Source organism: Tardiphaga sp. 42S5 (genome assembly GCF_034044155.1).
In the GTDB taxonomy this organism is placed as follows: Bacteria; Pseudomonadota; Alphaproteobacteria; order Rhizobiales; family Xanthobacteraceae; genus Tardiphaga; species Tardiphaga robiniae.
Window position 1 is genome coordinate 5,081,887 of record NZ_CP139027.1, and the last position, 26,996, is coordinate 5,108,882.

Annotated in this window: 30 protein-coding genes; 17 read left to right on the forward strand and 13 right to left on the reverse strand. The window is 61.4% G+C overall.

The annotated features are described in order from the left end of the window. Positions 1-27: 27 nt before the first annotated feature. Positions 28-576, reverse strand: coding sequence for a cupin domain-containing protein (locus SFY93_RS23725; RefSeq protein WP_320444841.1), 549 nt, complete (start codon positions 574-576; stop codon positions 28-30). Between the two features lie 107 nt (positions 577-683). Continuing rightward, on the reverse strand, positions 684-968 hold the full coding sequence (locus SFY93_RS23730; RefSeq protein ID WP_068736319.1) for an usg protein: 285 nt from the start codon (positions 966-968) through the stop codon (positions 684-686). 419 nt (positions 969-1,387) lie between these two features. Between SFY93_RS23730 and SFY93_RS23735 the strand changes: the two genes are divergently transcribed. The 3 genes from SFY93_RS23735 to SFY93_RS23745 all read left to right on the forward strand — a co-directional run bounded on the left by SFY93_RS23735 (position 1,388) and on the right by SFY93_RS23745 (position 3,969). Beyond that, the gene (locus SFY93_RS23735; protein ID WP_089264960.1) at positions 1,388-1,705 is read left to right on the forward strand and encodes a co-chaperone GroES; all 318 of its coding nucleotides are present in this window, start codon (positions 1,388-1,390) and stop codon (positions 1,703-1,705) included. Between the two features lie 42 nt (positions 1,706-1,747). Beyond that, positions 1,748-3,391, forward strand: coding sequence for a chaperonin GroEL (gene groL / locus SFY93_RS23740; RefSeq protein ID WP_089264961.1), 1,644 nt, complete (start codon positions 1,748-1,750; stop codon positions 3,389-3,391). A gap of 191 nt (positions 3,392-3,582) precedes the next feature. Then, positions 3,583-3,969 carry a hypothetical protein gene (locus SFY93_RS23745; protein ID WP_309948721.1) on the forward strand — a complete coding sequence of 129 codons (387 nt, stop codon included), beginning with the start codon at positions 3,583-3,585 and terminating at the stop codon, positions 3,967-3,969. A gap of 375 nt (positions 3,970-4,344) precedes the next feature. Here SFY93_RS23745 and SFY93_RS23750 read toward each other — a convergent pair whose 3' ends face one another. Further along, entirely contained in the window at positions 4,345-4,671 is a 327-nt protein-coding gene (locus SFY93_RS23750; RefSeq protein WP_092146851.1) for an ArsR/SmtB family transcription factor, read from the reverse strand. 82 nt (positions 4,672-4,753) lie between these two features. Here SFY93_RS23750 and SFY93_RS23755 point away from each other — a divergent pair, with 82 nt between their 5' ends. Beyond that, entirely contained in the window at positions 4,754-5,506 is a 753-nt protein-coding gene (locus SFY93_RS23755) for an SDR family NAD(P)-dependent oxidoreductase (protein WP_231080087.1), read from the forward strand. 98 nt (positions 5,507-5,604) lie between these two features. Here the strand turns inward: SFY93_RS23755 and SFY93_RS23760 are convergent, their stop codons facing one another. Beyond that, positions 5,605-6,030, reverse strand: coding sequence for a hypothetical protein (locus SFY93_RS23760; RefSeq protein WP_320444842.1), 426 nt, complete (start codon positions 6,028-6,030; stop codon positions 5,605-5,607). A gap of 55 nt (positions 6,031-6,085) precedes the next feature. After that, complete coding sequence (locus SFY93_RS23765; RefSeq protein WP_320444843.1) at positions 6,086-6,913, reverse strand: transglutaminase domain-containing protein; 828 nt, start codon at positions 6,911-6,913, stop codon at positions 6,086-6,088. Between the two features lie 277 nt (positions 6,914-7,190). Between SFY93_RS23765 and SFY93_RS23770 the strand changes: the two genes are divergently transcribed. The 5 genes from SFY93_RS23770 to SFY93_RS23790 all read left to right on the forward strand — a co-directional run bounded on the left by SFY93_RS23770 (position 7,191) and on the right by SFY93_RS23790 (position 9,264). After that, positions 7,191-7,454, forward strand: coding sequence for a hypothetical protein (locus SFY93_RS23770; RefSeq protein ID WP_320444844.1), 264 nt, complete (start codon positions 7,191-7,193; stop codon positions 7,452-7,454). Continuing rightward, positions 7,451-7,747 (forward strand): hypothetical protein, encoded by a 297-nt coding sequence (locus SFY93_RS23775; protein WP_309948724.1) that lies wholly within the window; start codon positions 7,451-7,453, stop codon positions 7,745-7,747. The genes SFY93_RS23770 and SFY93_RS23775 overlap by 4 nt, the downstream gene beginning before the upstream one ends. A 62-nt stretch (positions 7,748-7,809) precedes the next feature. Next, a complete protein-coding gene (locus SFY93_RS23780; protein ID WP_068736084.1) occupies positions 7,810-7,989 on the forward strand; it encodes a hypothetical protein in 180 nt (59 codons plus the stop codon). A 15-nt stretch (positions 7,990-8,004) separates the two neighbouring features. Then, positions 8,005-8,280, forward strand: coding sequence for a DUF1488 family protein (locus tag SFY93_RS23785; protein WP_320447836.1), 276 nt, complete (start codon positions 8,005-8,007; stop codon positions 8,278-8,280). A gap of 69 nt (positions 8,281-8,349) precedes the next feature. Then, positions 8,350-9,264 (forward strand): tetratricopeptide repeat protein, encoded by a 915-nt coding sequence (locus tag SFY93_RS23790; RefSeq protein ID WP_320444845.1) that lies wholly within the window; start codon positions 8,350-8,352, stop codon positions 9,262-9,264. Between the two features lie 47 nt (positions 9,265-9,311). Here the strand turns inward: SFY93_RS23790 and SFY93_RS23795 are convergent, their stop codons facing one another. Both SFY93_RS23795 and SFY93_RS23800 read right to left on the reverse strand, forming a co-directional pair. Continuing rightward, positions 9,312-10,448, reverse strand: coding sequence for a DUF2778 domain-containing protein (locus SFY93_RS23795; RefSeq protein WP_320444846.1), 1,137 nt, complete (start codon positions 10,446-10,448; stop codon positions 9,312-9,314). Positions 10,449-10,925: 477 nt separating this feature from the next. Continuing rightward, entirely contained in the window at positions 10,926-11,627 is a 702-nt protein-coding gene (locus tag SFY93_RS23800) for a DUF899 family protein (protein ID WP_320444847.1), read from the reverse strand. A gap of 168 nt (positions 11,628-11,795) precedes the next feature. On the opposite strand from SFY93_RS23800, the gene SFY93_RS23805 reads away from it, so the two are divergent. Then, positions 11,796-12,323 carry a DUF6886 family protein gene (locus SFY93_RS23805; protein WP_320447837.1) on the forward strand — a complete coding sequence of 176 codons (528 nt, stop codon included), beginning with the start codon at positions 11,796-11,798 and terminating at the stop codon, positions 12,321-12,323. A gap of 163 nt (positions 12,324-12,486) precedes the next feature. Here the strand turns inward: SFY93_RS23805 and SFY93_RS23810 are convergent, their stop codons facing one another. Next, positions 12,487-15,039: a sensor domain-containing diguanylate cyclase gene (locus tag SFY93_RS23810; protein ID WP_320444848.1), complete on the reverse strand. Its 2,553-nt coding sequence runs from the start codon at positions 15,037-15,039 to the stop codon at positions 12,487-12,489. A 181-nt stretch (positions 15,040-15,220) separates the two neighbouring features. On the opposite strand from SFY93_RS23810, the gene SFY93_RS23815 reads away from it, so the two are divergent. Both SFY93_RS23815 and SFY93_RS23820 read left to right on the forward strand, forming a co-directional pair. Next, positions 15,221-15,724, forward strand: coding sequence for an RrF2 family transcriptional regulator (locus tag SFY93_RS23815; RefSeq protein WP_089264972.1), 504 nt, complete (start codon positions 15,221-15,223; stop codon positions 15,722-15,724). 30 nt (positions 15,725-15,754) lie between these two features. Then, positions 15,755-16,219: a carboxymuconolactone decarboxylase family protein gene (locus SFY93_RS23820; RefSeq protein WP_320444849.1), complete on the forward strand. Its 465-nt coding sequence runs from the start codon at positions 15,755-15,757 to the stop codon at positions 16,217-16,219. 111 nt (positions 16,220-16,330) lie between these two features. Here the strand turns inward: SFY93_RS23820 and SFY93_RS23825 are convergent, their stop codons facing one another. Further along, positions 16,331-17,305 carry a Bug family tripartite tricarboxylate transporter substrate binding protein gene (locus SFY93_RS23825; protein WP_320444850.1) on the reverse strand — a complete coding sequence of 325 codons (975 nt, stop codon included), beginning with the start codon at positions 17,303-17,305 and terminating at the stop codon, positions 16,331-16,333. A 294-nt stretch (positions 17,306-17,599) separates the two neighbouring features. On the opposite strand from SFY93_RS23825, the gene phhA reads away from it, so the two are divergent. Beyond that, positions 17,600-18,487, forward strand: coding sequence for a phenylalanine 4-monooxygenase (gene phhA, locus SFY93_RS23830; RefSeq protein WP_320444851.1), 888 nt, complete (start codon positions 17,600-17,602; stop codon positions 18,485-18,487). Here phhA and SFY93_RS23835 read toward each other — a convergent pair. Continuing rightward, entirely contained in the window at positions 18,473-18,922 is a 450-nt protein-coding gene (locus SFY93_RS23835; RefSeq protein ID WP_068736063.1) for a helix-turn-helix transcriptional regulator, read from the reverse strand. The genes phhA and SFY93_RS23835 overlap by 15 nt on opposite strands. A gap of 369 nt (positions 18,923-19,291) precedes the next feature. Here SFY93_RS23835 and SFY93_RS23840 point away from each other — a divergent pair, with 369 nt between their 5' ends. Beyond that, positions 19,292-20,668 carry an outer membrane protein gene (locus tag SFY93_RS23840; RefSeq protein ID WP_320444852.1) on the forward strand — a complete coding sequence of 459 codons (1,377 nt, stop codon included), beginning with the start codon at positions 19,292-19,294 and terminating at the stop codon, positions 20,666-20,668. 51 nt (positions 20,669-20,719) lie between these two features. On the opposite strand, the gene SFY93_RS23845 is transcribed toward SFY93_RS23840, so the two are convergent. Both SFY93_RS23845 and SFY93_RS23850 read right to left on the reverse strand, forming a co-directional pair. Then, entirely contained in the window at positions 20,720-22,225 is a 1,506-nt protein-coding gene (locus SFY93_RS23845) for a glycosyltransferase family 39 protein (RefSeq protein ID WP_320444853.1), read from the reverse strand. Positions 22,226-22,232: 7 nt separating this feature from the next. Beyond that, a complete protein-coding gene (locus tag SFY93_RS23850) occupies positions 22,233-23,366 on the reverse strand; it encodes a glycosyltransferase (protein ID WP_320444854.1) in 1,134 nt (377 codons plus the stop codon). Positions 23,367-23,826: 460 nt separating this feature from the next. Here SFY93_RS23850 and SFY93_RS23855 point away from each other — a divergent pair, with 460 nt between their 5' ends. The 3 genes from SFY93_RS23855 to SFY93_RS23865 are packed head-to-tail and all read left to right on the forward strand — an operon-like array spanning position 23,827 to position 25,972. Next, positions 23,827-24,219, forward strand: a complete 393-nt coding sequence (locus SFY93_RS23855; RefSeq protein ID WP_320444855.1) for a zinc-binding metallopeptidase family protein — start codon at positions 23,827-23,829, stop codon at positions 24,217-24,219. Further along, entirely contained in the window at positions 24,216-25,133 is a 918-nt protein-coding gene (locus SFY93_RS23860) for a M20/M25/M40 family metallo-hydrolase (RefSeq protein WP_320444856.1), read from the forward strand. The genes SFY93_RS23855 and SFY93_RS23860 overlap by 4 nt, the downstream gene beginning before the upstream one ends. A gap of 35 nt (positions 25,134-25,168) precedes the next feature. Then, positions 25,169-25,972 carry a DUF72 domain-containing protein gene (locus tag SFY93_RS23865; protein ID WP_320444857.1) on the forward strand — a complete coding sequence of 268 codons (804 nt, stop codon included), beginning with the start codon at positions 25,169-25,171 and terminating at the stop codon, positions 25,970-25,972. A gap of 16 nt (positions 25,973-25,988) precedes the next feature. Here SFY93_RS23865 and SFY93_RS23870 read toward each other — a convergent pair whose 3' ends face one another. Further along, positions 25,989-26,951 carry a Bug family tripartite tricarboxylate transporter substrate binding protein gene (locus tag SFY93_RS23870; protein WP_320444858.1) on the reverse strand — a complete coding sequence of 321 codons (963 nt, stop codon included), beginning with the start codon at positions 26,949-26,951 and terminating at the stop codon, positions 25,989-25,991. Positions 26,952-26,996 lie beyond the last annotated feature (45 nt).

Genomic DNA, 26,996 nt, shown 5'->3' on the forward strand with positions numbered 1-26,996 from the left:
GGCACACGTCGCATTTCCGCACGCGAACTACCGGACTTCCACCGTCCTGAACTCTGCCGGAAGGATCACTTCCAGCAGTTCGCAATTGTCGGAGTAATCGCGGATCAGGTGCCTGATGCGTGGCGGCTGAGTCCAGCATGACCCCTGACGCATGGTCATCTCGCCCTCGCCTTCCATATAGGCCTTCACCCAGCCATTCAGCACGTAGACCAGCTGAAACTCGGCATCGTGATAGTGAAGCTTGGAGACCTCTTTCGGATCGCAAGGTCCAATCAGCCGGATGACATGCGCGTGCGCCAAACCGCCAGTCGCAGCGGCGACACCGAGATCGCGATACTTCGCGTAGGCACGCAGGCCGTCGCCGAGAAATGCTTCTTCCTGATAGTGGCTGATCGCGACGCGCTGCTTGCGGCGCGGGCCGGGTTTCGCCGCGGCCTTGGCGACAGCTTTTGTACTCGCCTTGGCCGGCTTGCCAACCGCGAACTTCTTTGCCGCTTTCGCTACCGCCTGTGTCGCAGGCTTCTTCGTCGCGGCCGCTTTCGCTGCGCTCTTTGACGTTCGCTTCAGCTTCGCCATGTCGTGTTTCCCACCCGGCGCAATGCCGAACAAACGGCCAGCGCGTCCGGGAACCTAGCTGTAGTTCAGCACAGCGGCAATTCATCCGGCGCGTTGAGAGGCGCGGACTAGTGCAACCGGAAGACGCCATCCACGGCACGAAGCTCGGCCGGCTTGATCAGTTTCGAATGCGCGACGGTTACCGCAAAGAGCGGGCCATCGAGCTTCTCCTGCCAGAAATCCAGGAAATCCTTCAGCGCGGGAAACTTCGGAAACAGATCGTAGTTCTGCCAGACATAGGTCTGCAGCAGCGATGGATGGTCCGGCATGCGGTAGAGAATCTGCGCCGTCGTCAGTCCGTAGCCAAGCACCTGCTTCCTGAAATCGTCAGAAGCTGCATTTCTCGAGACCATGTTCAACCTCCATGGACAGAGCGCATTCGGCTAAGTGGATTCCGGTTTGGCGTCGAACTTCGCTCTGCTCTCCTGTGACCGTGCTGACTGCAGCGAACCGGCTTCCACTTCGCCCATGACAACACGATGCATGAAATGTGACGCAAGCAACGTCCTCATCACAAGCTTAAAAGTTTAATAATGGGTTGAAAGCCGAATGTTAGCAGCCACTTACCGTGGATGCTAACGGATTCGAGAACCGGTATCGGAGGGTCTTAACCAATTCTGGCACCCGTCATATTTGAGTGCCAAAATATTTGATACAGACCCTTGCCGGTGAGGAACGTTCGGCCTATGTCCGGACCAGCTGCGCTGGCACTTGTTGGCTCAGACTGCCAATTTAAATTTCTCAAGCATCTACAGAAACTTAGGAGGACTGCATGAAATTCCGTCCGCTTCACGATCGCGTTGTGGTCAAGCGTATCGACGCCGAAGAGAAGTCCGCTGGCGGCATCATCATTCCGGATAGCGCCAAAGAGAAGCCCTCCCAGGGCGAGATCGTCTCCGTCGGCCCGGGCGGCCGCGACGAAGCCGGCAAGCTGATCCCGATCGATCTGAAGGTCGGCGAGCGCGTGCTGTTCGGCAAGTGGTCGGGCACCGAGGTCAAGATCGATGGTCAGGACCTGCTGATCATGAAGGAAAGCGACATCATGGGCGTCCTCGAAGGTGCCGCTCCCGCCAAGAAGAAGGCCGCTTAAGCGCCTTTTCCCCACCCATCCTGATTTTCAAGGAAGCAAAACATGTCAGCTAAAGAAGTGAAATTCGGCGTTGATGCCCGCGACAAGATGCTGCGCGGCGTCGACATTCTCGCCAACGCCGTGAAGGTGACGCTCGGTCCGAAGGGCCGCAACGTCGTCATCGACAAGTCGTTCGGCGCGCCCCGCATCACCAAGGACGGCGTCACCGTCGCCAAGGAAATCGAGCTCGACGACAAGTTCGAGAACATGGGCGCCCAGATGGTGCGCGAAGTGGCCTCGAAGTCGGCCGACGCAGCCGGCGACGGCACCACCACTGCTACCGTGCTCGCCCAGGCGATCGTCCGTGAAGGCGCCAAGTCGGTTGCTGCCGGCATGAACCCCATGGATCTGAAGCGCGGCATCGACCTGGCTGTGGAAGCCGTGGTTGCTGACCTCGTCAAGAACTCCAAGAAGGTCACCTCGAACGACGAAATCGCCCAGGTCGGCACCATTTCGGCCAATGGCGACGCGGAAATCGGCAAGTTCCTCGCAGACGCGATGAAGAAGGTTGGCAACGAAGGTGTCATCACGGTTGAAGAAGCCAAGTCGCTCGAAACCGAACTCGACGTCGTCGAAGGCATGCAGTTCGACCGCGGCTACATCTCGCCCTACTTCGTCACCAACGCCGACAAGATGCGCGTTGAATTCGACGACGCCTACATCCTGATCAACGAGAAGAAGCTCTCCTCGCTGAACGAGATGCTGCCGCTGCTCGAAGCCGTCGTGCAGACCGGCAAGCCGCTCGTCATCGTCGCGGAAGACGTCGAAGGCGAAGCTCTCGCCACCCTCGTCGTCAACCGTCTGCGTGGCGGCCTCAAGGTCGCTGCCGTCAAGGCACCGGGCTTCGGCGATCGCCGCAAGGCCATGCTGCAGGACATCGCGATCCTGACCGGCGGCCAGGCGATCTCGGAAGATCTCGGCATCAAGCTCGAGAACGTCACGCTCGCCATGCTCGGCCGCGCCAAGAAGGTGATGATCGACAAGGAAAACTCCACCATCGTGAACGGCGCCGGCAAGAAGGCCGACATCGAAGCACGCGTGGCGCAGATCAAGGCGCAGATCGAAGAAACCACTTCGGACTACGACCGTGAGAAGCTGCAGGAGCGTCTCGCCAAGCTGGCTGGCGGCGTTGCCGTCATCCGCGTCGGCGGCGCGACCGAAGTCGAAGTGAAGGAGCGCAAGGACCGCGTTGATGACGCGATGCATGCGACCCGCGCTGCGGTTGAAGAAGGCATCGTCCCCGGCGGCGGCGTCGCTCTGCTCCGCGCTTCGGAACAGCTGAAGAAGATCAAGACCGCAAACGACGACCAGAAGACCGGCGTCGAGATCGTCCGCAAGGCCCTGTCGGCTCCGGCTCGCCAGATCGCCATCAACGCAGGCGAAGACGGTTCGGTCATCGTCGGCAAGGTCCTCGAGACCGCGACCTACAGCTACGGCTTCGACTCGCAGACCGGCACCTACGGCGACATGCTCAAGAAGGGCATCATCGATCCGACCAAGGTTGTCCGTGCAGCGATCCAGAACGCAGCTTCGGTTGCGGGCCTGCTGATCACCACGGAAGCCATGGTTGCCGAACTGCCCAAGAAGGGCGGCGCAGGCGGCGGCGGCATGCCTCCGGGCGGCGGCATGGGCGGCATGGACTTCTAAGTCCACGCTGTTCAAGCGAACTATCAAACGCAGAACCCCGGCAGCGATGCCGGGGTTTTTGTTTGCATCGAGTCGCTCGGAGATTCCGCATCACTTATTGCTGCGACCGATACAATTACTAATTGCATAAAGTCCGTTCCCGAATAGGATACCGCCGAATTATTCGAGCCGCTCCTGCCGGGAAATTGGGAATGCACCGCGCTGTTATCGTCGCCATGAGCCTTCTTCTGTCCTGCGCCGGGGCTCAGGCGCAAGCCTCAAGGGTCGCATTGAGTGGTGCGACGATCGAGCTTAGTCAGATTGCGATGGTCAATCCGGACTGCAGCAATGCGGGACGCCCCGTCATTCGGGTGACTCAGCAGCCCGAATACGGACGCCTGATCATCAGCAATGCGTCGATCTTTCCGTATTTCCGCCCCATCAATCCGCGGAGCGACTGCAATTGGCGGCGCGTCCCCGGCGTCATCATCAAATACGTTTCGCAGCGCGGCTACACCGGATCGGACAGCGTCAGGCTCGAGGCATTCTATCCCAATGGTCAAATGCGCAACGGCGCTTTCAATATCACGGTGAGATAGGCCCGTAGGGCGGATTAGCGAAGCCTGATCCGCCGAGCACGCGGAGCTGCGCAATACGCTGCGCTATTGCGCCCTACGACTTCGAACTCTGTTGCGCCCCTATCGTCGCGACAGCGAAAAGCCCGGCATCGATGCCGGGCTTCCTGTCGTTTGGGTGCTACCCCGGCCTCGTGCCTCATTTCAGCTTCACGCCCCCGTGCCTCACCGCCTCTCGCCAGCGCGTCACTTCGCTCGACACCATCTTGCCGAACGCAACAAGAGTAACCCGGATAAGCGAAGCGCTATCCGGAGAGGATCTTATAATTGGTCAATCCCGCATGTCGCTTCGCTCATGCGGGCTACTCGTTGACATAGGTTGTGCTTTTAGCGCCAACCTTACGCCCCCGCCTCCGCCACCGACGACTGCAAGATCGCCATCAACAGCCCGGGAAACCGCGCTTCGATATCGGCCGCGCGCACGGCGTTTTGATGCTCCACGCCCTTTTTGCTTGTCTGGATCAGGCCGGCCTCGCGCAACACGCGAAAATGGTTCGACAAAGTGGACTTGGCGATGGTCGGACATGGCGACGCCGCCGTGCAGGACAGGCAGCCGCTCTCCTGCAGCAAGCCCCGGACGATCTGCAGCCGAATGGGATCAGCCAGCGCCGAGAGCACGCCGGCCAGCGTGATGTCCTTGGTCGCGGGGTGAACGAACTGAACCATGAAAAAGATATAGGCGCCCCTTGCGCTGGTTCAATAGTCCTATACTTCCGAACTATTGAAGCATCCAAGAGGGACCACGACCATGACCAAGACATTCGAAGGCAAAGTTGCGCTGGTGACCGGCGGCTCCAAGGGCATCGGCGCTGAAATTGCTATTCAGCTCGCCGCCGAGGGCGCTGCCGTCGCCGTCAATTACGCATCCAGCAAGAAGGGCGCCGACGAGGTTGTCGCGAAGATCACTGCCAAGGGCGGCAAGGCCATCGCCGTGCACGGCAATCTCGCCGAGCCGGACGGCGCCAAATCCGTGGTGGCCGAGACCGTCAAGGCGTTCGGGCCGATCGACGTTCTCGTCAACAATGCGGGCGTCTACGAATTCGCGCCGCTCGATAGCATTACGCCGGAGCACTTCCACAGACATTTCGATCTGAATGTGCTTGGGCTGCTGCTCGCCTCGCAGGAAGCGGCCAGACACTTCAACGCCAATGGCGGCAGCATCATCAACATCTCATCGGGCGTCTCGACGATCACCCCACCGGGCTCGGCGGTCTACACCGCGACCAAGGCCTCGGTCGATGCGATCACATCGGTACTGGCAAAGGAGCTTGCGCCGCGCAAGATCCGCGTCAACGCCGTCAATCCCGGCATGATCGCGACCGAGGGCGTGGTATCAGCCGGATTCCATGAAGGCGACATGCGCAAGTGGATCGAATCCGTCACGCCCATGGGCCGCATCGGCAAGGTCGAGGAAATCGCCTCCGTTGTGGCATTCCTGGCTTCGGATGCTGCATCTTACGTGACGGGCGAAACGCTGCACGCCACCGGCGGCTTCAGGTAACCCACGCGCTCTGCTCAACAGTCTATCCGACATAGGCCAAGGGCGGTGCAATCAGCACCGCCTTTGCTTTTTATCGCGAGGCCAGATCTCTCCTTGCCTCAATCATCATCACCGCCGGCCGCCGGCATCTGCGGCATAGACGGTGTCTGCATGCGATCCGCCGCTGATGGCTTCATGCGTTCGCGTGACGGAGCTTGCCCACGCATCATCTGAGCCTGATCGTGCTCGATCTGCGGAAAGAACACATCATAGCAAGCGCGGCTCAATCGCGGTCCTGCGCTGCGCAGACAGTTTTCCACGCGCCCCTCGTCCGGCATCGCGGATGTACAGAGGCGAAACGCATCGGGCGTGCAGGCTTCGCGCTGCGCCTCCGTGCCGCTGCCCAAAGCCGCAGCGCTGGAACCCGCAATCAACGCCACGGCGGTCGTCAGGCTTGTCAGAGTGTTTGCCATCGGTCCTGTCCTGATGAAGTTATGACAGGTGAAATTCTCAACGGCGCGCCCGGTTCCTTCCTGGCCGCTCACATGCTGCTGAAAATGCAGGCTTAAGCGAGTGTAACGACAGAGCCGACAAAGCGAGTCAGTTGACCGCCTGCGTGCTTTCTTCGATCTCGTCCGTCCACACCTTGAAACTCACCAGCGTATTCGGCCCAAAAGTTTGCGTGATCGGCACATCCGCGGCATCGCGGCCCTGCGCGATCAACACGCGGCCGATGCGCGGGATGTTGTTGCGGGCGTCAAACGTATACCAGCGGCCACCGATATAGGCTTCAAACCAGCCGGCGAAATCGCCGTCGGCCCACGGCTTCGGCATGCCGATGTCACCGAGATAGCCGGTGCAGTAGCGCGCTGGAATATTCATGCAGCGGCAGAAGGTGATGGCCAGATGTGCATAGTCGCGGCAAACGCCCTTCCCCTCGTTGTAAGCGTCCCAGGCGGTCTTGGTCGCGCGTGCGTGCTCGTAACCGAACTGGATATGGTTATGCACGAAATCGCAGATTGCCTGCACGCGCGCCCACCCAGGCACAGTCTTCTCAAACAGCTGCCAGGCGACGTCCGACAGTCGATCCGTCTCGCAGTAACGGCTGCCGAGCAGATAGACGATCGTCTCGGCCGGCAGATCCTCCACTGCGTGCTGCACAGCGGACGGCACGATGATATCCGGCTTGCCGCTATCGTTGACGATCCCGTCGGCTTTGAACGTGATGCGGCCCGTCGGCGCGACAATGCGGCTGCACCAGTTGCCAAAGCCATCGCGATAGGGCGTGATCGGCACAGCCGGGCTCGTGGTGAGATAATCCGGTACCACGACGTCCGAGGCACGCGTGAAATGCGTTCCCATCACGATCATGACAGGCGTCGGCTGCGGGAAATCATAGATCATCTCGTAGCCAACACGAATCTTCATGCAAAACACCTCATCCCGGTAAATCGTTGATTTCAAAAGCGAGACATCGCAAGCGTTGCACATTGCGCGACGACCTTGCGAGAAAAACCCAGCGCAAGCGTCGGCTAGAATGTCATCGATGTCAGATACATCCTCGAAATGGCGACAAAACGTCCAATAACAAGACAATCATAGCGAAATTCGACGAAACACCGGATCGCTCAAAGAAATCGATGGCTAATGTCTGTGAATAGGCGCACGCTGAACACATGCCGGATCTCAGCAGCGACATGCGCGCGTGACCACGAGATCGCGCCGTGAGACCGTTACTTTCAAGCATCCTTTCCAGTTGAAGGGCCTTGGTCGTTTGATCCCGGCAGGGTCGTATGACGTCATCACCGATGAGGAGATGATCGAGGGACTGTCCTTCCCCAGCTATCGGCGCACGGCGACCATGATCATCGTGCCCGGTGCACCACCCCATGCAAGTTCCATGGAGATGATCTCCATTGGGTCGCTTGAGCTGGCAGATGCGCAGCGCATCGATGCGAGCGCACCATGACCGACACTCCCGTCGAGCTGGATAGCCGCCGCGGCATGGCGGCACAGAAGGCCACCGATATCCGACGCAGTCTCGCCGAAGTCGAATCCAATGCCACAGCACTGCGTGAGCGGCAGCTGGCACTCGAAGAGCAGTTACTGACCACGCCGGCCACCACATGGCCTGAGGCTGCAGCGAAGGCGCGCTACGTCCTCAATCTCTACGGCGCATCGCTCAGCGCACAGGATACCCAGCACCGCGATCTGATCGCGATCGTGCTGGACGACTTCACGCGGCTTGCCGCCAACGACTGATCCCATCATTACGCAGGTCGCAGCGATCCCGCAGCAGCCAGCGCTCAACCGAAAGCATCCTCATGCAGAACCTCTTGCACCGTCACGTTCAAGTCGCAGAATCTCTCCGCCTCGGCGTCGAGTCCGGCTGGTACAGCACCAAGATCAGCGGAACCTTTGTTACGGGCCCACATCCCACCGAGGCCGAATGCCTGCGCAAGATCGCTGAACTCAATCCTGTCGTACCGAAGCGCAAGGCCTGACACGGGAAGAAGATGATGGTGCTCACACATAGCGTTTTCCAGAACTTCGAATATAATCGAATGGTCGTCCTGTTCTCGATGATGAATGACACGACCGAAGTTACCTGCGCGATCAGCACCAGCGCGATGGACGAGCTTGAAAAGGCGACACGCACCAAGCCCGAACAACGTGAGGAGCAATTCGCCCGGCTGCGTGATCGCATCGAGGCCTGCGCAGCGCGCAAATTCGCGAACGCCGAATTTGAGGGCAAGCCGCCCGGTATCGTGCTGCGCAGCATCGATTTCCGGTAGCCTCTCCCACCATTGAACCCTTCCTCCTCGCGGTGTGACCAACGCCTGTCACACGCGAGAGGTCGAGCCATGCGCCACTTTCCAAGCCTGAACCGTTGCGCCATCCGCGTCCTGTTCGCTGCCATGCTGGCGAGCGCAGCAATGCCGATCGCGCAAGCTGCCGCCGACGATGCACAGCAATGTACCGATGCCTCCGGCGTCCTGGCGATCGCGGCCTGCGACCGCGCCATCGCGTCAGGCAACTACCGCGGCCGCCAGCTTGCTGAGCTGCATTTCAACCGTGCCTTCGAATATAATGAACGGCACGAGAGCGGCCCTGCCATGGCCGCTTTCGATGAAGCCATTCGCCTGAACCCGGATTATGCCCGCGCCTATTTCATGCGCGGCAATCTCTGGCTCGCCCGCGGCGACAACGACCGCGCCATCAGCGACTTCAGCGTGGCGCTCGGTCTCGATCCCAACAATACCGATGCCTATGTCAATCGCGGTGTCGCCTGGTACGCCAAGGACGATAACGACCGCGCTATTGCCGACTACGACATGGCGATCCGTCTCAATCCGCAGGAAGGCGGCGCCTACAGCAATCGCGGCGGCGCCTGGCTCGTGAAGGGCGATCATGCGCGCGCCATCGCCGATTTCGGCGAAGCAATCCGGATCAATCCGAACGACCCCTGCCCGGTGTTCAACCGCGGCTTCGCCTTCAGCCTGAAGGGGGACAACGATCGTGCCATCGCCGACTACAACGAGGCAATCCGCATCGCACCGACCTATGTGGCGGCGCTGACCAATCGTGGCAGCGTGTGGTCCGACAAGGGCGACAACGACCGCGCCATGGCCGATTTCAATGCGGCGCTGCGCATCAATCCGAAATACGCCAAGGCGCTCTATCTGCGCGGCATGACACGGCTTGAAATGGGTGACAGTACGGGCGGCGCAGCAGATGTCGCCAGCGCACGGAAGATCGATCCAAAGGTCGGCTCATAGTGACTGAACACGCATCGCCTTCATCGGCGACACGTCAGTCACATCGATCAGTCAAGTTTGGCAACCACGATGAGGCGCTTCACTTCGCCGTTGCGATAGGCCTGCAGGAACTTGTTGTAGTCCCGGAACGAAACGCAGCCGTTGGAATCGCCATTGGGGCCGAGCATATAGGTATGCGCGAGCAGACCCGTGCGACCATGGATCGCGCCCTCGCCGCCCACCGGCGTCAGGCGCAGCGCGGCGACGCCATGGAACAGCGCCTCGCGCGGCTTCAGATCATAGATGTGTGGCGGCGTCACGCCGCGCATCTTCTCATGGGCATAAGCGGGATTGTCGAGACGGCTGCCAAGGCCGGAATGCGCTTCCAGCTTGGTGCCGTCGGGCATGTACACTTTACGCGCGGAGATGTCGTAAACTGCGGTGGTGCGATCGCTCAGGGTGGGTTCGTTGCTGGCCGCCGCATCGGTGCCATTGCTCAGCACGCCGCCGTCGGAGCCCGCATAAGCGAGCACGGGGCCGGACTGCGGAGCGTTGCCGCCGAACAGTTTCTCGAAGACGTTGAAATTGCCGGACTTGGGCTGTGCGGCCAGCGCCAGCCGCGCCTTCTGAACCAGCGAGTCGTGGCCATAGGCGCCGCCCCTGGCGGCGCTGGCCTGTGCGACCGGCTGCGACGGCGCTTGTGTTGCCTGCTGCGGCGCGGACGGCGTACGGGCATCGGAGGGCCGTGCGGCCGGCATCGGAATGCTGTCGACGAGCTGGCGCACCGTCGGTGCCGGCTGCATCAGTGCGACTTCCTGCGGCTTCGCGGCTGGTGCAGGGACAACAGCTTCGGAAGCCGGGTTGCGCTTGACGAAGCGCTCGGGCGCGGCGCCCATCGAATAGGTCGGGTCGAACCAGGCGACCTGACGCTTGGGCTCGGTCTGCGCGGCAGCGAGCGGCGCATTAACGGCCGGCTCGAAACGCTCTGAGAAGGAAGTACGGTGTTCGGTGCGCGAGAAACGGCTGTCGAAGCGCTCAGCGAAGGACGACTGGCCAATGCCTGCATCATTGCCGAGATTGGCGGAGACCATCGCAGGCTGCACGCCGTTCTGGAAAAGCTTGCCGGCGAGCGTCCATCCACCGGTCAATGCGACGGCGGCAAGAGCAGCGCCGGTCACGAACATGCGTGAACTGGATTTCGACACTTGATGCTGGCCTCGGCGTGAGGGTGCAGAATGGTTCAACGCACGTTTACTGCTGCTCATACGCCTGACGTCCAACACACGTTTACTAAGCTCCCTACCCGTTGTGCCTGACGAGACACACAGGTCTCGAAAAGCACCGCGCAGGGATGCGAAACGCCATTAAGGCGAGTTTTAGTTAAATGCGAATTAATTGGAGGTCCCCCACCGATTGCCTACCTAAAGGCCTGCCAATCATGGCCTTTTTGAGTAACCGACAGGACGAATTCGGGGAACCTGCGAGAGCTTTGTGGGCTCTCGCAGGCCGGTCTCAGGCGCGCTGGGGTTTTGGGTCACGCCCGGCCCGAACTATTGGCGCGCTGTGATTAGGCCATTGGCCTAGTGCGAGGCTGGTGCGCGGGGAACCACATTTCCTTTTGCGGTATTTAGGTAATCAAAAAGATCAATTTGTGCCGGCTAAGGCGTCAAATGATCACGACCTCAGTAGTTCAGCTTCGGATACCAGTCGGTGCCCCGCCCTTCCGGCGTAACGTCCAGAATCGTCCAGAGCGGCATCAGATCCGGCGCCCCGCGCGGGTCCTGGCCGGGATCGGCCGTAGATCCATCCATCTCGCCGCTCCAGAAATGGCGAATCTTTCCGCTGCGGCGGGTGAAGACGTTGAAGGCAGCATCGTCGCCACCGTCCTTGGTCAGCCCGTGATAGTCGCGGCTGAACGCGCCGGAGGTGTCCGAAAACAGCGGCAAGTAATGCCAGCCACGCTGCTTCTTGAAAGCGACCAGCCTCTCGATCGGCGAGCGCGCCACAACGGCCAGCGCCACGCGCTGCGTAATGTCAGGCACCTCGCCGTCCCAAGCCGACAGCAACGATGTGCACATCGGGCAGGGCTTCTCGCGCTGCGGCCCATACATGTAGGAGTAGACGACGAGCGTCTGCTTGTCGCCGAACAGGCCCGCGAAACTCACGGGGCCCTTCTCGCCGATGAAGTCGTAGTCCTTGGTCACCTCGCCGCCATCTGGCAGCGCACGACGCAGCTCCGCGACGCGTTCGATCTGACGCCGCAGTTCGATCTCCTCGACAAGCAACGCATTACGCGCATCGCGGTATTCACGGCTCTCATTGGGATAGCGAAAACTGGCCTTCTTCGCGAGTTCGGGCGCAGGCGTCAGGCTGGAACCGGTCATGACATGATCCTCCCTTAGTGAATTTCAACGTGTTCCGTCTGAAAGACGTTCCGGGACCGGCCGATCCGACATGACAAAGCAACAAATTCATCATGCGCAGCTTCGTGAACGGCCAGAACACGCATGACGGTCATTGACGCGCTGAGCACGGACGCACATGAGTGCGCCATGCGCCTGTTTCATTTCAGCGAAGAGAACAACATCGAAGTCTTCATGCCGCGGCAGGTGGAGGTTGCGACGCCTCGCGCCCACGGACAGGAGTGGCTCAACGGCCCCCTGGTCTGGGCGATCGATGACTGGCATGCGCCGATGTATCTGTTCCCACGCGACTGCCCGCGCATTTTTGTCTGGCCGACAGCGACGACAACGCCGGAATACCTCACCGCCTACAAGAAGATGACCACCTGCCGCATGGTCGCTCATATCGAGATCGGCTGGCTGGACAGGCTCTCCCACACCACCATCTATCGCTACGAGCTTTCGCCGGACGGGTTTGAATCGCTGGACGATTCGGGCATATGGGCCTCGCGCACGCCGTCCATGCCGCTGAACATGGAGCGGATCGACAACATCGAAAAGGCACTGGAAGCCGCCGGCGTCGAATTGCGTGTCCTGCCGTCCCTGAAGACGCTGGCGCCCTTGTGGGAGACATCGCTGCATGTCAGCGGCATTCGGCTTCGCAATACGTTGGATTGACCGATCGCGCTGCCTTAAACCGACAAAGCATGCCTGGACGTTCAGGAGTCATAGAATCGTAGAGCGTCTTCGCGACATTCATCGCTCGTTGTCACGATGTGCGACGAGTATCGTTTCGGCGCGATGCGCCTACGTTCTACCCATCCTGTAATGACCCACGAGCTCAGGCCGCGGTGTCGGCCTTCGCACGGCGATGACTGACCACGACGCGGTTGCGGCCCTCGCGCTTCGCCTCGTAAAGCGCGGCGTCGGCGGCCGCGAGCAGGTCATCGCCCTCGGCGACGTGCACCGGCATCACTGCCAGACCGATCGACAGCGTGACGCCGTCGAGCATGGCCGTTGGCAGCGTCACCTGCATGCGATGCACGGCATCGAGCACCTGCTGCGCCCGCTGCGCGGCAACCTCGACCGTGACGCCCGGCATCAGCATCAGGAACTCCTCGCCGCCGAACCGGCCGATGATATCCGAGGCGCGCGTCGTCTCGCGCAATATCCTGCCGAGGCCGCGCAACACGGCATCACCGGCCTCATGGCCGTGGCTATCATTGATGCCCTTGAAGTGATCGATGTCGAGCATCGCCAGCGCGAGCGGCTTGCCGTCTTGCTGGCTACGCGTGGTCTCGCGCACCAGGGCATCTTCGAGGTAGCGGCGGTTGTGAAGATCCGTCAGCGGATCGCGCACTGCCTGCTGACGCAGCAGCTCGCGGAGTTCGAGATTGGCCATCGCCAGCGACACTTGTTCGGCCAGCATCGTCGCCAATTGATCCGCCCCCTCACCGAACACAGAAGTATGCTCGCGATACAGCAGACCAAGCAGGTTGTTCTGCGCGATCAGCGGCTGACAAATAAATCCCGTACCGGTGGCACCGCACGGACCGGCATGATTGCAGACCAGTCCCTGACTCGCCTCTGAAATCGGGAATGTCGTGCCACGACGCAGCGCCCAGCAGTCATCGACCGGAAACGACACCGCATCGGCCTGTAGTGCGCCCCAATGGGCGCCGCGCTGAACTGCGTTGCGTGCGTTGTTCAGATAGTACAGCGCGCCCGCCTCCTCCGTGAACAGGTAACCTGCATAGGTCTGAACCGCCGCAAAAATCTCTTCGCGCGACTGACACGACTGCAGCACGCCCGAGAGTTCAGTGAGCAGGACGATTTCCTTGGCGCGAATTTCCGCCAGTTGCAGCGAGGTCGTCAGCCGTTCGTTGGCCTCCTCCATAGCGTGCGCATGCGCGCGCCGCTCCGCCTCGACAGCGAGCGCGTCGGTCTTGTCCTGGATCACCCAGAGGATATCGCCGCTAGCCAGCGGCTTGCCATAGGCATCGACCAGCAGCGTGGAGCCATCGCTGCGGCACAGATGCAGTTCGACTTCCGTCGCCATGGCGCTGTCACGAATGCGATTCAACGCGGCATCGAACGCCTCCCCGTCCACCTTCGTCGCAACCAGTTCGTCGATCGTGTTGCCGGGAAGCGTATCGGCGGAGCTGCGGCCGCAGAGTTCGGCAATCCGCCGATTGCCGCGCAGGATGCGATGGCCGGACGTAAACAGGATGCCTGCCAACGGATTGTCGACCAGCGCGCGCTGCTCGGCATCGAGCGTGCTGAGATTGCCGGACAACCGGCGCGACCGCATCGTGATCACGGCGAGCAGCATCATCAGGAGGCTGATGGCGCTGCCGCTAGCGAGGACGACGTTCGGCACTGTATGGCTGACCTCGTAGATCGAGCCGGGATTGGCGGTGAACAGGACGCGCCAGACGCGCTCGCCGACAACCAGCGAACGATCCGCCGAGATCCCCGCCGACATCACCATCTGCGTGACGAGACCGAGATTGGGTTCAAGACTGTCATACATGAGGGTCGGAGTGACGGTCGTATCTTCCGGCTCGCCAATCATGACGCCTTCCTGCGTCGGCTTGGCATAACCGCGATCAACCACCTGGATATGCATCTGCTGCAACGTCCGCGGATCGAGGATGCCGCGCATCAGGTCATTGGTGCGATAGACCGATGCAACGAAACCGTGGAGCGCTGCGTTTCGCTGCGAGACGGTCTGCGTGGGCTCGCCGGCCCGGTAGATCGGCGCGCGGATGATGAAGCCGAGCCCGCCCGAGGTGTCCTGCACCAGTTTGACCGGCGGCGTCGCGACAATCCGGCCGGTCTCCGCGGAACGCCGCAGCGAGTCCAGTTGCGCAGGATTGGCACCGGCATCGAAGCCCAGCGCGTTTTCGTTGCCACGCATCGGCTCGACGAATTCGACCACGTTGTAGATTGATCGTGGCCCCGGCGGACGCACGGCGAAATCCGGCTGTCCGGAATGCTCGATGCTCTTGTCGGCACGAACTTCCGCAACGAAGGCATCGAGATGATCCGGCGTCACATGACGCAGCGACTGCAAGGCCTGGAAGCCGGGATAGCGGCGGCCGAGATCGAGCACATCGATGTAGCGTCGGAACTGGGCGCGATCGACACGGCCGATCGAGGCGTACAACCCCTGCATGCTGACCAGTACTTCGGCGTGGGTGCGCAGCCGTTCGCTGATCGCATTGGAAATATCAACCGCGTCGACTGCGAAGCGACGCTGCATATCGGCCGCAATCAGACGCTCCGAGAATTCGCGAATGGCGAATGTCGCGGCGAGGCCGGCTCCGAGAATGGCTGCTGCAACGAAAGTCGTCCGCCGCGCCTGCGGCGCCAGCAAGTCACGCAATGCCATGTCGAGTTCCCTGAACTGACCCGGCCCCCGGCTTCGGATCACAGTACCTAGGTCGGGTGATACCGGCATCGGGATTTAGATTCTGTTGCGCTGCCCACCTGCGAACCACCTCAGGACCGGGCACTTGACGACATCCTTAATCGCGGATAATAATTATCCACGATAGAGATGGAATAAAGCCATGAAGATGAGCGACGGGGTTGAGCAGGCGATCCACAGCGTGGCGATGCTCGCAGGCCTGCAATCGAACGGCGTGTTGTCCGCCGGCGCCCTCGCCGAATTCCATGGCGTATCCACCAGCTATCTCCTGAAACACCTGCAGGCGCTTTCGGGCGCCGGCCTGCTCATCGCACAGCCCGGCCCGACCGGCGGCTATCGCCTTGCCCGGACGCCAGACCAGATCACCCTGCTTGATGTCGTCCTTGCCGTTGAGGGCGATGCGCCCGCCTTCCGCTGCAGTGAAATCCGCCAGCGCGGCCCCAATCCCCTGCCCGGCAAACCCACGGCGCCCTGCGGCATCAATGCCGCGATGTTGCGTGCCGAGCGCGTCTATCGCGACGAGCTGGCCAAGGTGAGCATCGCCGATGTGCTCGGCGATCTCCGCGCCAAGGACACCGACGGCGCCATTGCCGCTCGTGGCTGCGCCTTTCTGGAACTCAATGAACGCCGCCGTAACGCCAACTGAAACCTGAAACCGCACACCAGGAGAAAGACCATGCAAGCCCGTCTCAACATCACCAAGGCCGCCCCCGACGCCTACAAAGCCGTCGCCGCCCTTGATCAATACGTCGTCAAGGAAAGCGGCCTCGAGCCTGCGATCGTCCACCTCATCAAGCTCCGCTCGTCGATCATCAATGGCTGCGCCTTCTGCGTCAACATGCATGTGAAGGAATCCCGCCACGACGGTCTTAGCGAGCAGTGGATCAACATGATGTCGGTCTGGCACGAATCCACGGTCTATACGCCGCGCGAGCGTGCCCTCCTCGGCTGGGTCGATGCCGTCACGCTGATCGCGCAGACTCGCGCACCCGATGCCGATTATGAGGCTCTGCGCGCGCATTTCTCGGAAGAGGAATGCCTCAAGATCACCGTAGCGATCGGTGCCATCAATGTCTGGAACCGTCTTGCCGTCGGCTTCCGCGTTCCGCATCCGATCGAGAAGCCGAAGGCCGCTGCCTGAACACAGGCTTCAGCAGATAATCGACAAGCAAAAGGCCGGGTTGAAAATTCAACCCGGCCTTTCTTGGTTTCAGCTTGGCCCGACCGATGTGTCAGGCAATATGGCTAGTGGTCAGAAAAGCTTCGCGCCAGACGCATCGACGACGCGTCCCCAGCGGGCGTAATCGTCCTTGATCGTCTTGGCGAAAGCCGCCTGGGTCGAGGTCGTGATGCTGAGGCCCTGCTTTTCGAGACGCTCGCGAACATCCGGCAGCGCGCCGATGCGCACCACTTCGGCGTTCAGGCGATCAACAATGGCATCGGGCGTCCCTGCAGGCACGACGAGGCCGAACCAGGAGTCGACGACGAAGTCAGCCACGCCAGCTTCCGCCGGCGTCGGCACATCGGGAAGCTGCGACGAGCGCTCGCGGCTGGTGATCACGAGACCCTTGACCTTGCCGTCGCGGATCTGCGGCGCCAGCACCGTCAGCGTGTCGAAAGACAGGTTCACCTGATTTCCGAGCAGCGCATTCACGGCGGGAGCGCTGCCCTTGAACGGCACATGCAGCAGATCCGTCTCGGTCAGGCTCTTGAACAGCTCGCCGCTCAGATGGCAGAGCGTGCCGGGCCCGCACGACGAGTAGGTGAACTTGCCGGGCTCACGTTTGGCCGCAGCGACGAGCTCCTTCACTGATGACACCGGCGTATCCGGGCTGGCCGCGAGCACGTAAGGCACCGACGTGAGCATCGCCACCGGCGTGAAGCTCTTGAAGGGGTCGTAAGAGATGGTCTTGTTGATATGCGGCAGGATCGTGAGCTGCCCTGCGGGCGCCAGCGACAGCGTGTAGCCATCCGGATCCGCCTTGGCGACCGCGTCGGCAGCAATAGCCGTACCGGCACCAGCCTTGTTCTCGACCACAATGGTTTGCTTCAGCGCCTCGCCGAGCTTGTCGGCATAGACCCGCGCCGTGATGTCCGCAGCGCCGCCCGGCGGGAACGGAACGATCAGCTTGATCGTCCGGCTCGGCCAGCTGTCAGCGAGCGCCCCCGTCGCGCCGGAAACCAGCAGCACTGCCGCGAAAGCACCTGAGACGAGTCGAGAAGACATGACGGACCGCACGGTCGTATTCCTTATGATCGATGATGAGAGTGTTTTGCCCGTGGTGCCCGCGAGGTTTCGCCGAGATTTTGCAATCATTTCAGCGATGTGGGACCACGTTTGTTGTCATTGAAAATGTCATCGAGACGGGTTTCCGACAAGGAAACGCCCTTGCAAATAAGATCTGGACGATGGTGGATTGCTATCGTCGGACGGGCGGATGCGAGAAGTTGCTTCTTTTGACGGAACTATTCGGCAGCGGAACCTTATGTTCTGATCGGACCGTCGGAGTCGGAGAGCGTCATGACCGAGCTGAACCAGTCGACCGAGAAGAGCCGCTACCTCAGCGCCCCGAAACGCCCTGACTTCACGCTGGACCAGGACTGGGGTTCCTACTCCGCCGCCGAGCACGATCGCTGGGACCGCCTGTTCGCCCGCGCACAGACCGTCCTTAAAGGCCGGGCTTGCAACGAATTCCTCGTTGCGCTGAACACGCTGCAGCTGTCCGAATCCGGCATTCCCGATCTGGAGAAACTGAGTGCCCGTCTAACGCCGCTGACGGGCTGGCAGGTCGTGCCGGTCGCCGAACTGGTGCCCGACGAGATCTTCTTCGATCATCTTGCCAATCGCCGCTTCCCGGCCGGCGCCTTCATCCGCCCCGAACACGAAATGGACTATCTGCAGGAACCGGACATCTTCCATGACGTCTTCGGGCACGTTCCGCTATTGGCGAACCCGGTCTATGCCGACTTCATAGAGGCCTATGGAAAAGGCGGCCAGCGCGCGATGGCGCTCGGCCAGTTGAAAAACCTGGCACGATTATACTGGTACACGGTGGAGTTCGGACTGATGAAGAGCGCGGACGGGTTGCGCATCTTCGGCGCCGGCATTCTGTCGTCAGCAACAGAGTCGGTCTTCGCGCTGGAAGACGCCTCGCCGAACCGGATCACGTTCGATCTCGAACGCGTGATGCGGACGAACTACATCATCGACGATTTCCAGCAGAGCTATTTCGTCATCGAGAGCTTTGAGAAACTACTGCAGGACAGCTATCAGGATTTCGGCCCACTCTATACCCGCCTGGCCAAAGCAGACGACATCGCGGCCGACGAGGTGACCCCTGAGGATCACGTCATCAGCCGCGGGACGCTGGACTATTTCAAGCGCAAGCGCGCGTCAGCCATTCATTGACTGGATACGGAATTTAGCCGGCGACGCGCCGAAGCGACGACGGAAGCTGCGGTGGAAATAGGATAGTTCGTTGAAGCCGCAGGCGGCCGCGACTTCACTGATCTTCAGGCTGCACTGCCGATCGCCGGTCAGCATGCTGCGGGCCTTTTCAAGCCTCAGTTCCATGATGCGATCGGTGATGCTGAGGCCGGAACCCTGCAGCAAATCCTGAACGTAGCGGACGGACAGGCCGAGTTTCTCGGCGACCACCCGGGTCGAGAACTGCTGATCGGCAAAGCTCTCATTGATCTGGTTGATCACGCTGGCGATCCGCGCTCCGCGCAGGCCGCCGACCTCGGTGAGGTTCACGGGGTCCGGCTTTTCGATGCTGTGCACCTTGGCGCGGTCGGATCCAAAGTCGGAGTGGCTGCTGAATGCGAGATTTGTGTTTTCCATGTTCCCAATCACCGCCCATTTCAATGTGTGCGGAGATAGGTCGTCCGGACCCCTGACTTTGGTTCAACGCCGACGACGATAATTTATCGTCTTTCGAAACCATAGCGGCGCACTGCGCCCCGATGGTGACCCATAAGTCGTTGGCCGGTGGTCGTCGTGTGGTCCCAAGATCGCGTTCCCCAGTAGTACTTCCAGGTGAGACCGAGCGGCGACAGCCGCTCACAATGCGACGCCAAGAGCGCGATCCAGCACAAGTCACGCGCTTACGACCACGACGAGAGCGGTATTTTTATACATGGTCGCTGCCGAAATGACGCGCGAAGCAGCTCCGATTCCTCGAGGGCCGCCAGCGCACTGCAAGGAAACGACATGAAACAGCTTCTCCTCGGCACCATCGGCATCCTCAGCCTTGGCAATGCCGCCATCGCCGCAGACGTGCCGGCCCGCGCCTATACCAAGGCCTCCGCCATCGATCCTGCCTATAACTGGACCGGCTTTTATGCCGGCGTTCATGCCGGTTACGGTCTCGGCGGGACCGAATGGCAGATCCTGAATATCCGGACCGACGGCGCGCTGGGCGGCATTCAGGCCGGCTACAATCAACAGATCGGCAATCTGCTGCTCGGCATCGAGGCCGACATCAGCTTTAGCGGCATCAAGGGCAATCGCACGGTGAGCATTCTGAACCAGGCCACCCTGTCCCAGACGTCGCAAATCAACTGGCTGTCGACCGTGACGGGACGCGTTGGCTTCGCCAATGGCCGCTGGCTCACTTACGCCAAGGGCGGCTTCGCCTGGGCCAATGAAGATCACGGCTACGACGTTCAGGTTTCGGTGCCGGGGCCGGACCGGCTTACACTGTCCGGCAGCGAGACACGGCGGGGTTGGATCGTCGGCGCCGGCATGGAATATGCGCTTGCCAACAACTGGTCGCTGCGCGGCGAGTATAACTTCGTCAACTTCCCCGACCACGAGTTCGATTTCAGCGGCGCGCGGGCCTCCACCGGGCCGATCGCCTCCACGGCTTCGACCAAGCAGACGCTGCATCTCATCAAGCTCGGCGCGAATTACCAGTTCGGCGCTCCCGGTGCCGCCAAACCGATCCCGCCGCTGCAATACGCACAGTCAGGATTCAATTGGACCGGGCTCTATCTCGGTGCGCAGGCAGGCTACGGATCGGGACACAGCGACTGGCGCGACTACACGCCCGATGGGAAGTTCTCGATGACCGGAGGCTTCGGCGGCGGCCAGATCGGCGCCAATGTGCAGCTCGGGGTGATCGTCATGGGTGTTGAAGGTGAACTGGTCGGCGGCAATATCGGCGGCGGCACCCGCACCAACTTTGATAACAATCTCGAGATGCGCTCGCGCACCGAATGGCTCGCAATGGCCACCGCACGTATCGGTATGGTGACCAACGAGCGCTGGCTGACCTATCTCAAGGGCGGTGTCGCCGTCGCTGGGGATCATCACGCCATATCGCTGTCGTCGGGCCCGCAATACGCAAATCTCGACGGATCCCGCCTTCACACCGGTTACGTGGTCGGTGCCGGCGTGGAATACGCCTTCGCACCAAACTGGTCCGTCAAGGCGGAGTACAACTACATCGGCTTCGGCCACGACAATGCGAGCCTCGAAGGCGTGATCAATGCCCCTCCGATGGTCGGCCCTTATTATCTGAATGCCGATATTGCCCAGACCATGCAGCTCGGCAAGATCGGCGTGAATTATCACTTTGCGCCATAAATGCGACAGCCGACCACCATGGCGCTATCAAGCGCATGGTGGTCGCGCCTCCTAGCGCGGTAACATCTCGGGTGGCGGCGAACGGTCCAGTACATCGCCTTTCGCGCCTTCCAGCAGATTCAGCTCGACATTCTCCACGACCAGCGGGCCACGTTTGCGTTTGAGGTCAGCCACTTTCTCGATATTCGCAAAAGCCGCCCGCCATTCCGGATTGGCCGCAGCATTTTGCTCACCCACCAGCAAAAGCTTGCCGGATAGCTGCTCTGCACTCGGCTCCGGCATGTTCACCCAGCGAATCCGCTGGGTGCGCTGGAAGACACAGGTCCCCTTCGGCAGATAGAAGGTCAGCCATCCCGTGGTGCCGTAATCGGGCGCCACCACGCATGTGGCCCCGACACGGATGCGAGCCGCCTCGACGTCGGCCGCCAGTTCGACAAAACCCACGCCGATGCTGCGTACTGTCGCATCACGCTTGTAGCCGGACAGCAGACCCGTATTGGCCTGCACCACCAGTGCCGTGAACATGACGACGCCGGTCGGCCCCGCCCAGCGCAGGCAAAAATCCACCGTGCGCTGCTCGCGCGGCTTCCATTGCACGATGGTTGCCGCGACGGCAGCAATGATGGCCAGCGTCGGATAGACTGGCGCGAACCAGTTGGCCTCGACGCGGCTGTGCAGCGCATGCCAGCCGAAATACAGCACGATGACCCAGAACATCGCATTCAGCAGCACCCGCGCCGGCCACGCTCCGGGCCTGCGGACGGCCAGGGCATAGAGGCCCATCACGCCGAGAATGAATACCAGCGGTGTCGCGAAGGCGAATTGGGTCGGAATCAGTTCGGCGATGAAGGCCGGATTGAAGTGATCAATCCGGGCGCGTCCGAGTTGCTTGATGAAGGACACCCAGCCATGTTCGGCATTCCAGAACAGCACCGGCGAGAACACCGCGAGTGCGACCAGGCCACCGAGATAGGGCCATGGCGAGATCAGCCAGCGCCGCATCTTCGGTACAATGAGCCAGATCAGGATCGCCGGCCCGAAAAACAGTGCGGTATATTTCGATAGCAGCGCTACGCCGACGGCCACGCCCACCGCGAGCCACCACGCGCCCTGCCCGGTGGCCAGCACCTGGGCCAGCGCCAACAACACGAAACTGGAGGCGACGAGCACCGGCGCGTCCGGCGTGACGATCATTAACCCGACCGACGTGATCATGGTCGCATTGAGCAGGATCACCGCCGTTGACGCGGTCCGTCGACCGCCGAAGAGCAGTTCGGCCGTGCGATACACCGCCCAGCTCATCGGCAACGCCAGCAGGACCGAGACGACGCGTACACCGAATTCGGTATCGCCGGCAATCATGGTGCCGAGCCGGATCACCACCGCGACCATCGGCGGGTGATCGTAGTAACCGCCGGCCAGATGCTTCGACCACATCCAGTAATAGGCTTCATCGAAGGTCAGCGGCGTCCATGCGGCCGCCGCGAGCCGCAGCAGCACCAGACCGACGACCACGGCCGCGGTGCCGCGAACCAGCCGCAGTTCCTGCGTGGTCATCCAGCGGTCACCGTTTCCGCCACACGAACAGGCCCGACATCGCGTAGTTCCAGACCACGCCCATCAGCGCGCCGGAAGCACCCGCCAGCCACCAGATCGGCTCCTGGTCGAAGACCGACCAAGCCACGCCGACATTGGCGAGCAGACCCACGCTGCAGACCACATAGAAGATCGCCAGACCACGCAGGATGCCGAAACCTTTCAAACGCTGGTCGCGATAGGTCAGGAAATTGTTGAGCAGGAAGTTGCCGGTCATCGCGCAAAACGCCGCAATAGCCTGCGCCTCTGCGAATGGCGGATCGAAAACTTCCAGCGTGACGAACAACACGGCGAAATGCACGAACAGGCCGATCGAGCCGACCATAGCAAACAGCAGGAAGCGCAGCGACACCGTATCGTTGGTCAGCTTCGCCAGCACCAGGCCCAGGAAGTCGAGCGCCACCATGGAATCGAGCTTGCTTTCACCATGCAGCCGCGAGCCGAATGTGTAGGGCACCTCGATAACGCACAGATCGCCTTCTGCCGTCGCGACGACATCGAGCAGGATCTTGAAGCCCTGCGTTGAGAGTTTCGGCGCCAGTTGTTCAAAGCGATCGCGGCGGATCATGAAGAAGCCGCTCATCGGATCCGCGATCTTCACGCGCAATATGCGTTGCGCGACAGCAGTGGCGAATTTACTGGCGCCGAGGCGCTGCTGGTTGAAACTGTCGGCACTGCCGCCCTCGATATAGCGGCTGCCGATCACCAGTTCGGCAGCGCCACTTTCGATCAGACCGAGCATCTTGCCGAGCTGGGTCTCATCGTGCTGCAAGTCTCCGTCGATCACCGCTGCGCAGGGCGCGCTGGAGGCCAGCATGCCCTCAATGCAGGCGCCTGACAGGCCGCGCCGGCCGATGCGGCGGATGCAGCGGACACGCGAGTCACCCCGCGCCAGCTCACGTACCGCGTCGGCCGTGCCGTCCGGCGAATTGTCGTCGACGAAAATGACTTCCCAGGAAATGCCGACCAGCGCCGCGTCCAGCCGCTGCACCAGGGTGGCGACATTGCCGCGTTCGTTGAAAGTGGGGACGACGACGGACAGCTGCAGCGGAGCGCCCGCCTGCAATATCTGTCCGGGCCCCGGTCTGATGGCTTCGTTCATGGCGCCAGCATATATCTGCCGCGCCGGACCATGCCAAGGCGGACAGGGAACGGCGAGCCCTTAACTGGTGCCGGAACAAGCCATCAGAGGGGGGAATGGCCAAAAGTGGCCCAAAAATGCCAACGACCCCGAACAACAGGCGCACGTACATCCGGCGCACCGAGCTATTCAAGGTCGTTCCAGCGCCGGAGCTATGAAGCATCATCGTCGCCGTTGGAAACAAAATAGGGACGCTGGAGACATTCCGCAAGGGGTTGTCCCGGGACTGCGTTCAACGCCACATTCCGGCCGCAAACACCGCCCCCTGGCACCATTCTGTTGCTGGCGAGCTATAGCCAGTCCTGCGGGTGCCCGCTACCTTGCCCCGGTCAACAGCGGCGCGTTCGCGCGGTTTTCTGAGGCGGAAGCCCCGCCTGAACCGCGACCACAATCGTCTCCGCGCGTGATAATCGGAGATGCCATGCGACGCTCGCTCGGACCATGCCTATTCGCTGCATTGCTGACGCTGGCATCCTTCGGCGCCAGCCATGTCACCGCGCAGACAATTGATACCGTCACGACGACGCTGCTGTCCGATTCGCGCGTCATGGCTGCGCTCGATGCCATCAAGGCCGACGATGCCCGCACCCTGAAAGAGCAGATCCGGATCACCGAAATTCCCGCGCCTCCGTTCAAGGAGAACCTGCGCGGCAACTATATTCTGTCACGGTTTCAGGAACTGGGCTTCAAGGACGCCGTGATCGACGCCGAGGGCAATGTGATCGCCCGGCGCAAGGGCACCGCCGGAACGCCGAAGCTGGTCATCTCCGCACATAGGACACTGTCTTTCCCGAGGGGACCGACGTCACGGTGAAGGAAAAGGACGGCGTCTATCTGGCGCCAGGGATCGGTGACGATGCCCGTGGGCTCGCGGCCCTGTTGTCTTTGATGCAGACCCTCAACACGCAGCAGATCGCGACGGTCGGAGACATCATGTTCGTCGCCAGCGTCGGCGAAGAAGAGCTGGGCAATCTGCGCGGCGTCAAAGCCCTGTTTCGCGACAACAAGGACATCGACGGCTTCATCTCGATCGACGGACTCGGCGTCACGCGGATCGTCAACCAGGGAACGGGAAGCCATCGCTACGAGATGATCTTCAAGGGTCCGGGCGGTCACAGTTTTCAGGAATTCGGCTTGCCGAGCGCTACCCATGCGCTGGGGCGCGCGGTCGCGAAAATCTCGGAGCTGCAGACACCTGCGGATCCGAAAACCACCTTCACGGTCGGAACGGTGAGTGGCGGCACATCCGTCAACGCCATCGCTGCCGAAGCACGCATGACGATCGACATGCGATCGAACTCCACCGAAGAACTGTTGAAGCTCGAAGCGAGGCTTCTCGATCAGGTGAAGGACGCAGTGGGTGAAGAAAATAAGCGCTGGGGATCGGACAAGATCACTGTCGAGATCAAACTGATTGGCGACCGTCCGGCGGGCGTTGTCGCAGAAGGCTCTCCCCTCGTGCAGGCGACCGTGCGCGCCGTAACCGCGCTGACCCGCGCGCCCCATGTCACCTTTGCCGGCTCCAGCACGGACTCCAATCTCGCGATGTCGCTCGGCATTCCTGCGGTGACCATCGGCGGCGGCGGCCAGGGCGGCAACTGGCATTCGCGCAATGAATGGTACAAGCCCGTGGATGCGTATATCGGGCCGCAAAATGCACTGCTGACCATGCTGGTGCTGACCGGCGTGGAGGGCGTGACCAAGCCGGTGCTGCCGGCGCGGCACTGAGTAACACGGCGAATACTGAAAGGATCGGCCTCACAATGGTTGCAAAATCCGGACAAATCCGTATCGGCATCGGCGGTTGGACTTTCGCGCCGTGGCGCGGGGTGTTCTATCCGGAGAAGCTCGCACAGGCGAAGGAGCTCAGCTATGCCGCGTCCAAGCTGACCTCGATCGAGATCAACGGGACCTTCTACGGCTCGCAGAAGCCGGAGAGCTTTCGCAAATGGGCGCGCGAAGTGCCGGAAGATTTCGTATTCTCGCTCAAGGGCCCCCGCTTCGCAACCACTCGCCGGGTGCTCGCCGAAGCCGGCGAGAGCGTGAGCCGCTTCTACGATTCCGGCGTGCTCGAACTCGGTGACAAGCTCGGACCCGTTCTGTGGCAATTCGCGCCGACCAAGAAATTCGACGAAGCCGATTTCGGGAAGTTTCTCGAATTGCTGCCGACCGAGCTCGGTGGGCGCAAGCTGCGCCATGTGGTCGAGGTCCGCCACGACAGTTTCTGCGTGCCGGCTTTCATTGCGCTGCTACGGCAGTTCAAGATCCCCGTGGTATTCTCCGAACACGCCACCTACCCGGCCATCGCCGATGTCACCGGCGACTTCGTCTATCTGCGTTTGCAGAAGGGTGAAGACAGCATCAAGACCGCTTATCCTCCGAAGGCGCTGGACGCCTGGGCCAAACGTTTCGAGACCTGGGCCGGCGGCGGCGAGCCAACAGACCTGCCGCGCGTCGACGATGCCAAGATCAAGAAACAGCCACGCGACGTGTTCGCCTATGTGATCCACGAGGCCAAGGTGCGTGCACCGCATGGTGCCATGGCGCTGATCGAGCGGGTGACGTAGCACCCACGCGCGTTGCTCAATCGAGCTTGATGCCAGCCTCGCGGATCAGTTTTGTCCAGGTCGCGTGTTCTGATGCGACGAAGCCGTCGAGCTTGTCGTCGAGCATATCCCAGGGCTCACCGCCGCTCTTCTCGAACCGCTCCTTCAGATCGGGCAACACAGCCCGAATATCCTGACGGAGCTTTGCGATCACTGCAGGCGGCGTTTTGGCCGGCACGAAAATGCCCAGCCATGAATCCACATCGAGGCCGGGCACGCCCGCTTCGGACATGGTCGGCACGTCAGGCACCAGCGGGCTCCGCTTCGACGACAGCACCGCGATTCCCCTCACCTGCCCTGTCTGCACATAAGGCAGCCCGGCGGCGATCGAGTCGAAGAACAGGTCGATGCGGCCTGCCAGCAGATCGGCGAAGGCCGGTGGGGATCCCCGGTAAGGCACCTCCTGAAGCTTGACGCCGGCAGACTTCATGAAGGCCGCGGCCACCAATTGCTGGCCGGTCCCGACGCCGGCCGTCGCCACAGTGATCGACCCCGGCTTGTCCAATGCGGCGGCAACGATCTCCTTCGGCGTCTGCTGCGGCAGATCCTTGCGGCCAACCATGATGTAACCAAACTTGTAGACCAGCGCGACCGGAACGAAATCCTTCAGCGGGTCATAGGCGAGCTTGGCGTAAAGCGCGGAGTTGAAGGCCATGTTGGAAAGGCCGCCGACCATCAGCGTATAGCCGTCGGCCTCGCTCTGTGCCGCAGCCTGCGTGCCCACGACGGTGCCCGCTCCTGGCTTGTTCTCGACAAAGAACGCCTGCCCCGTTCGCTTCGCCAGCGCATCGGCGAGATGCCGCCCGACCAGATCGTAGCTGCCGCCGGGCGCGATCGGCACGATAATTCTGACCGGACGATCCGGATATGCGCCTTGCGCCAGAGATGTGGACTGAAACGACACAAGCGCGAGCGCGATTACGCCTAACGCACCAACCATGCGAGCCATCATTCCCCCGGTGATATCGGCCATTGAACTGGCGGA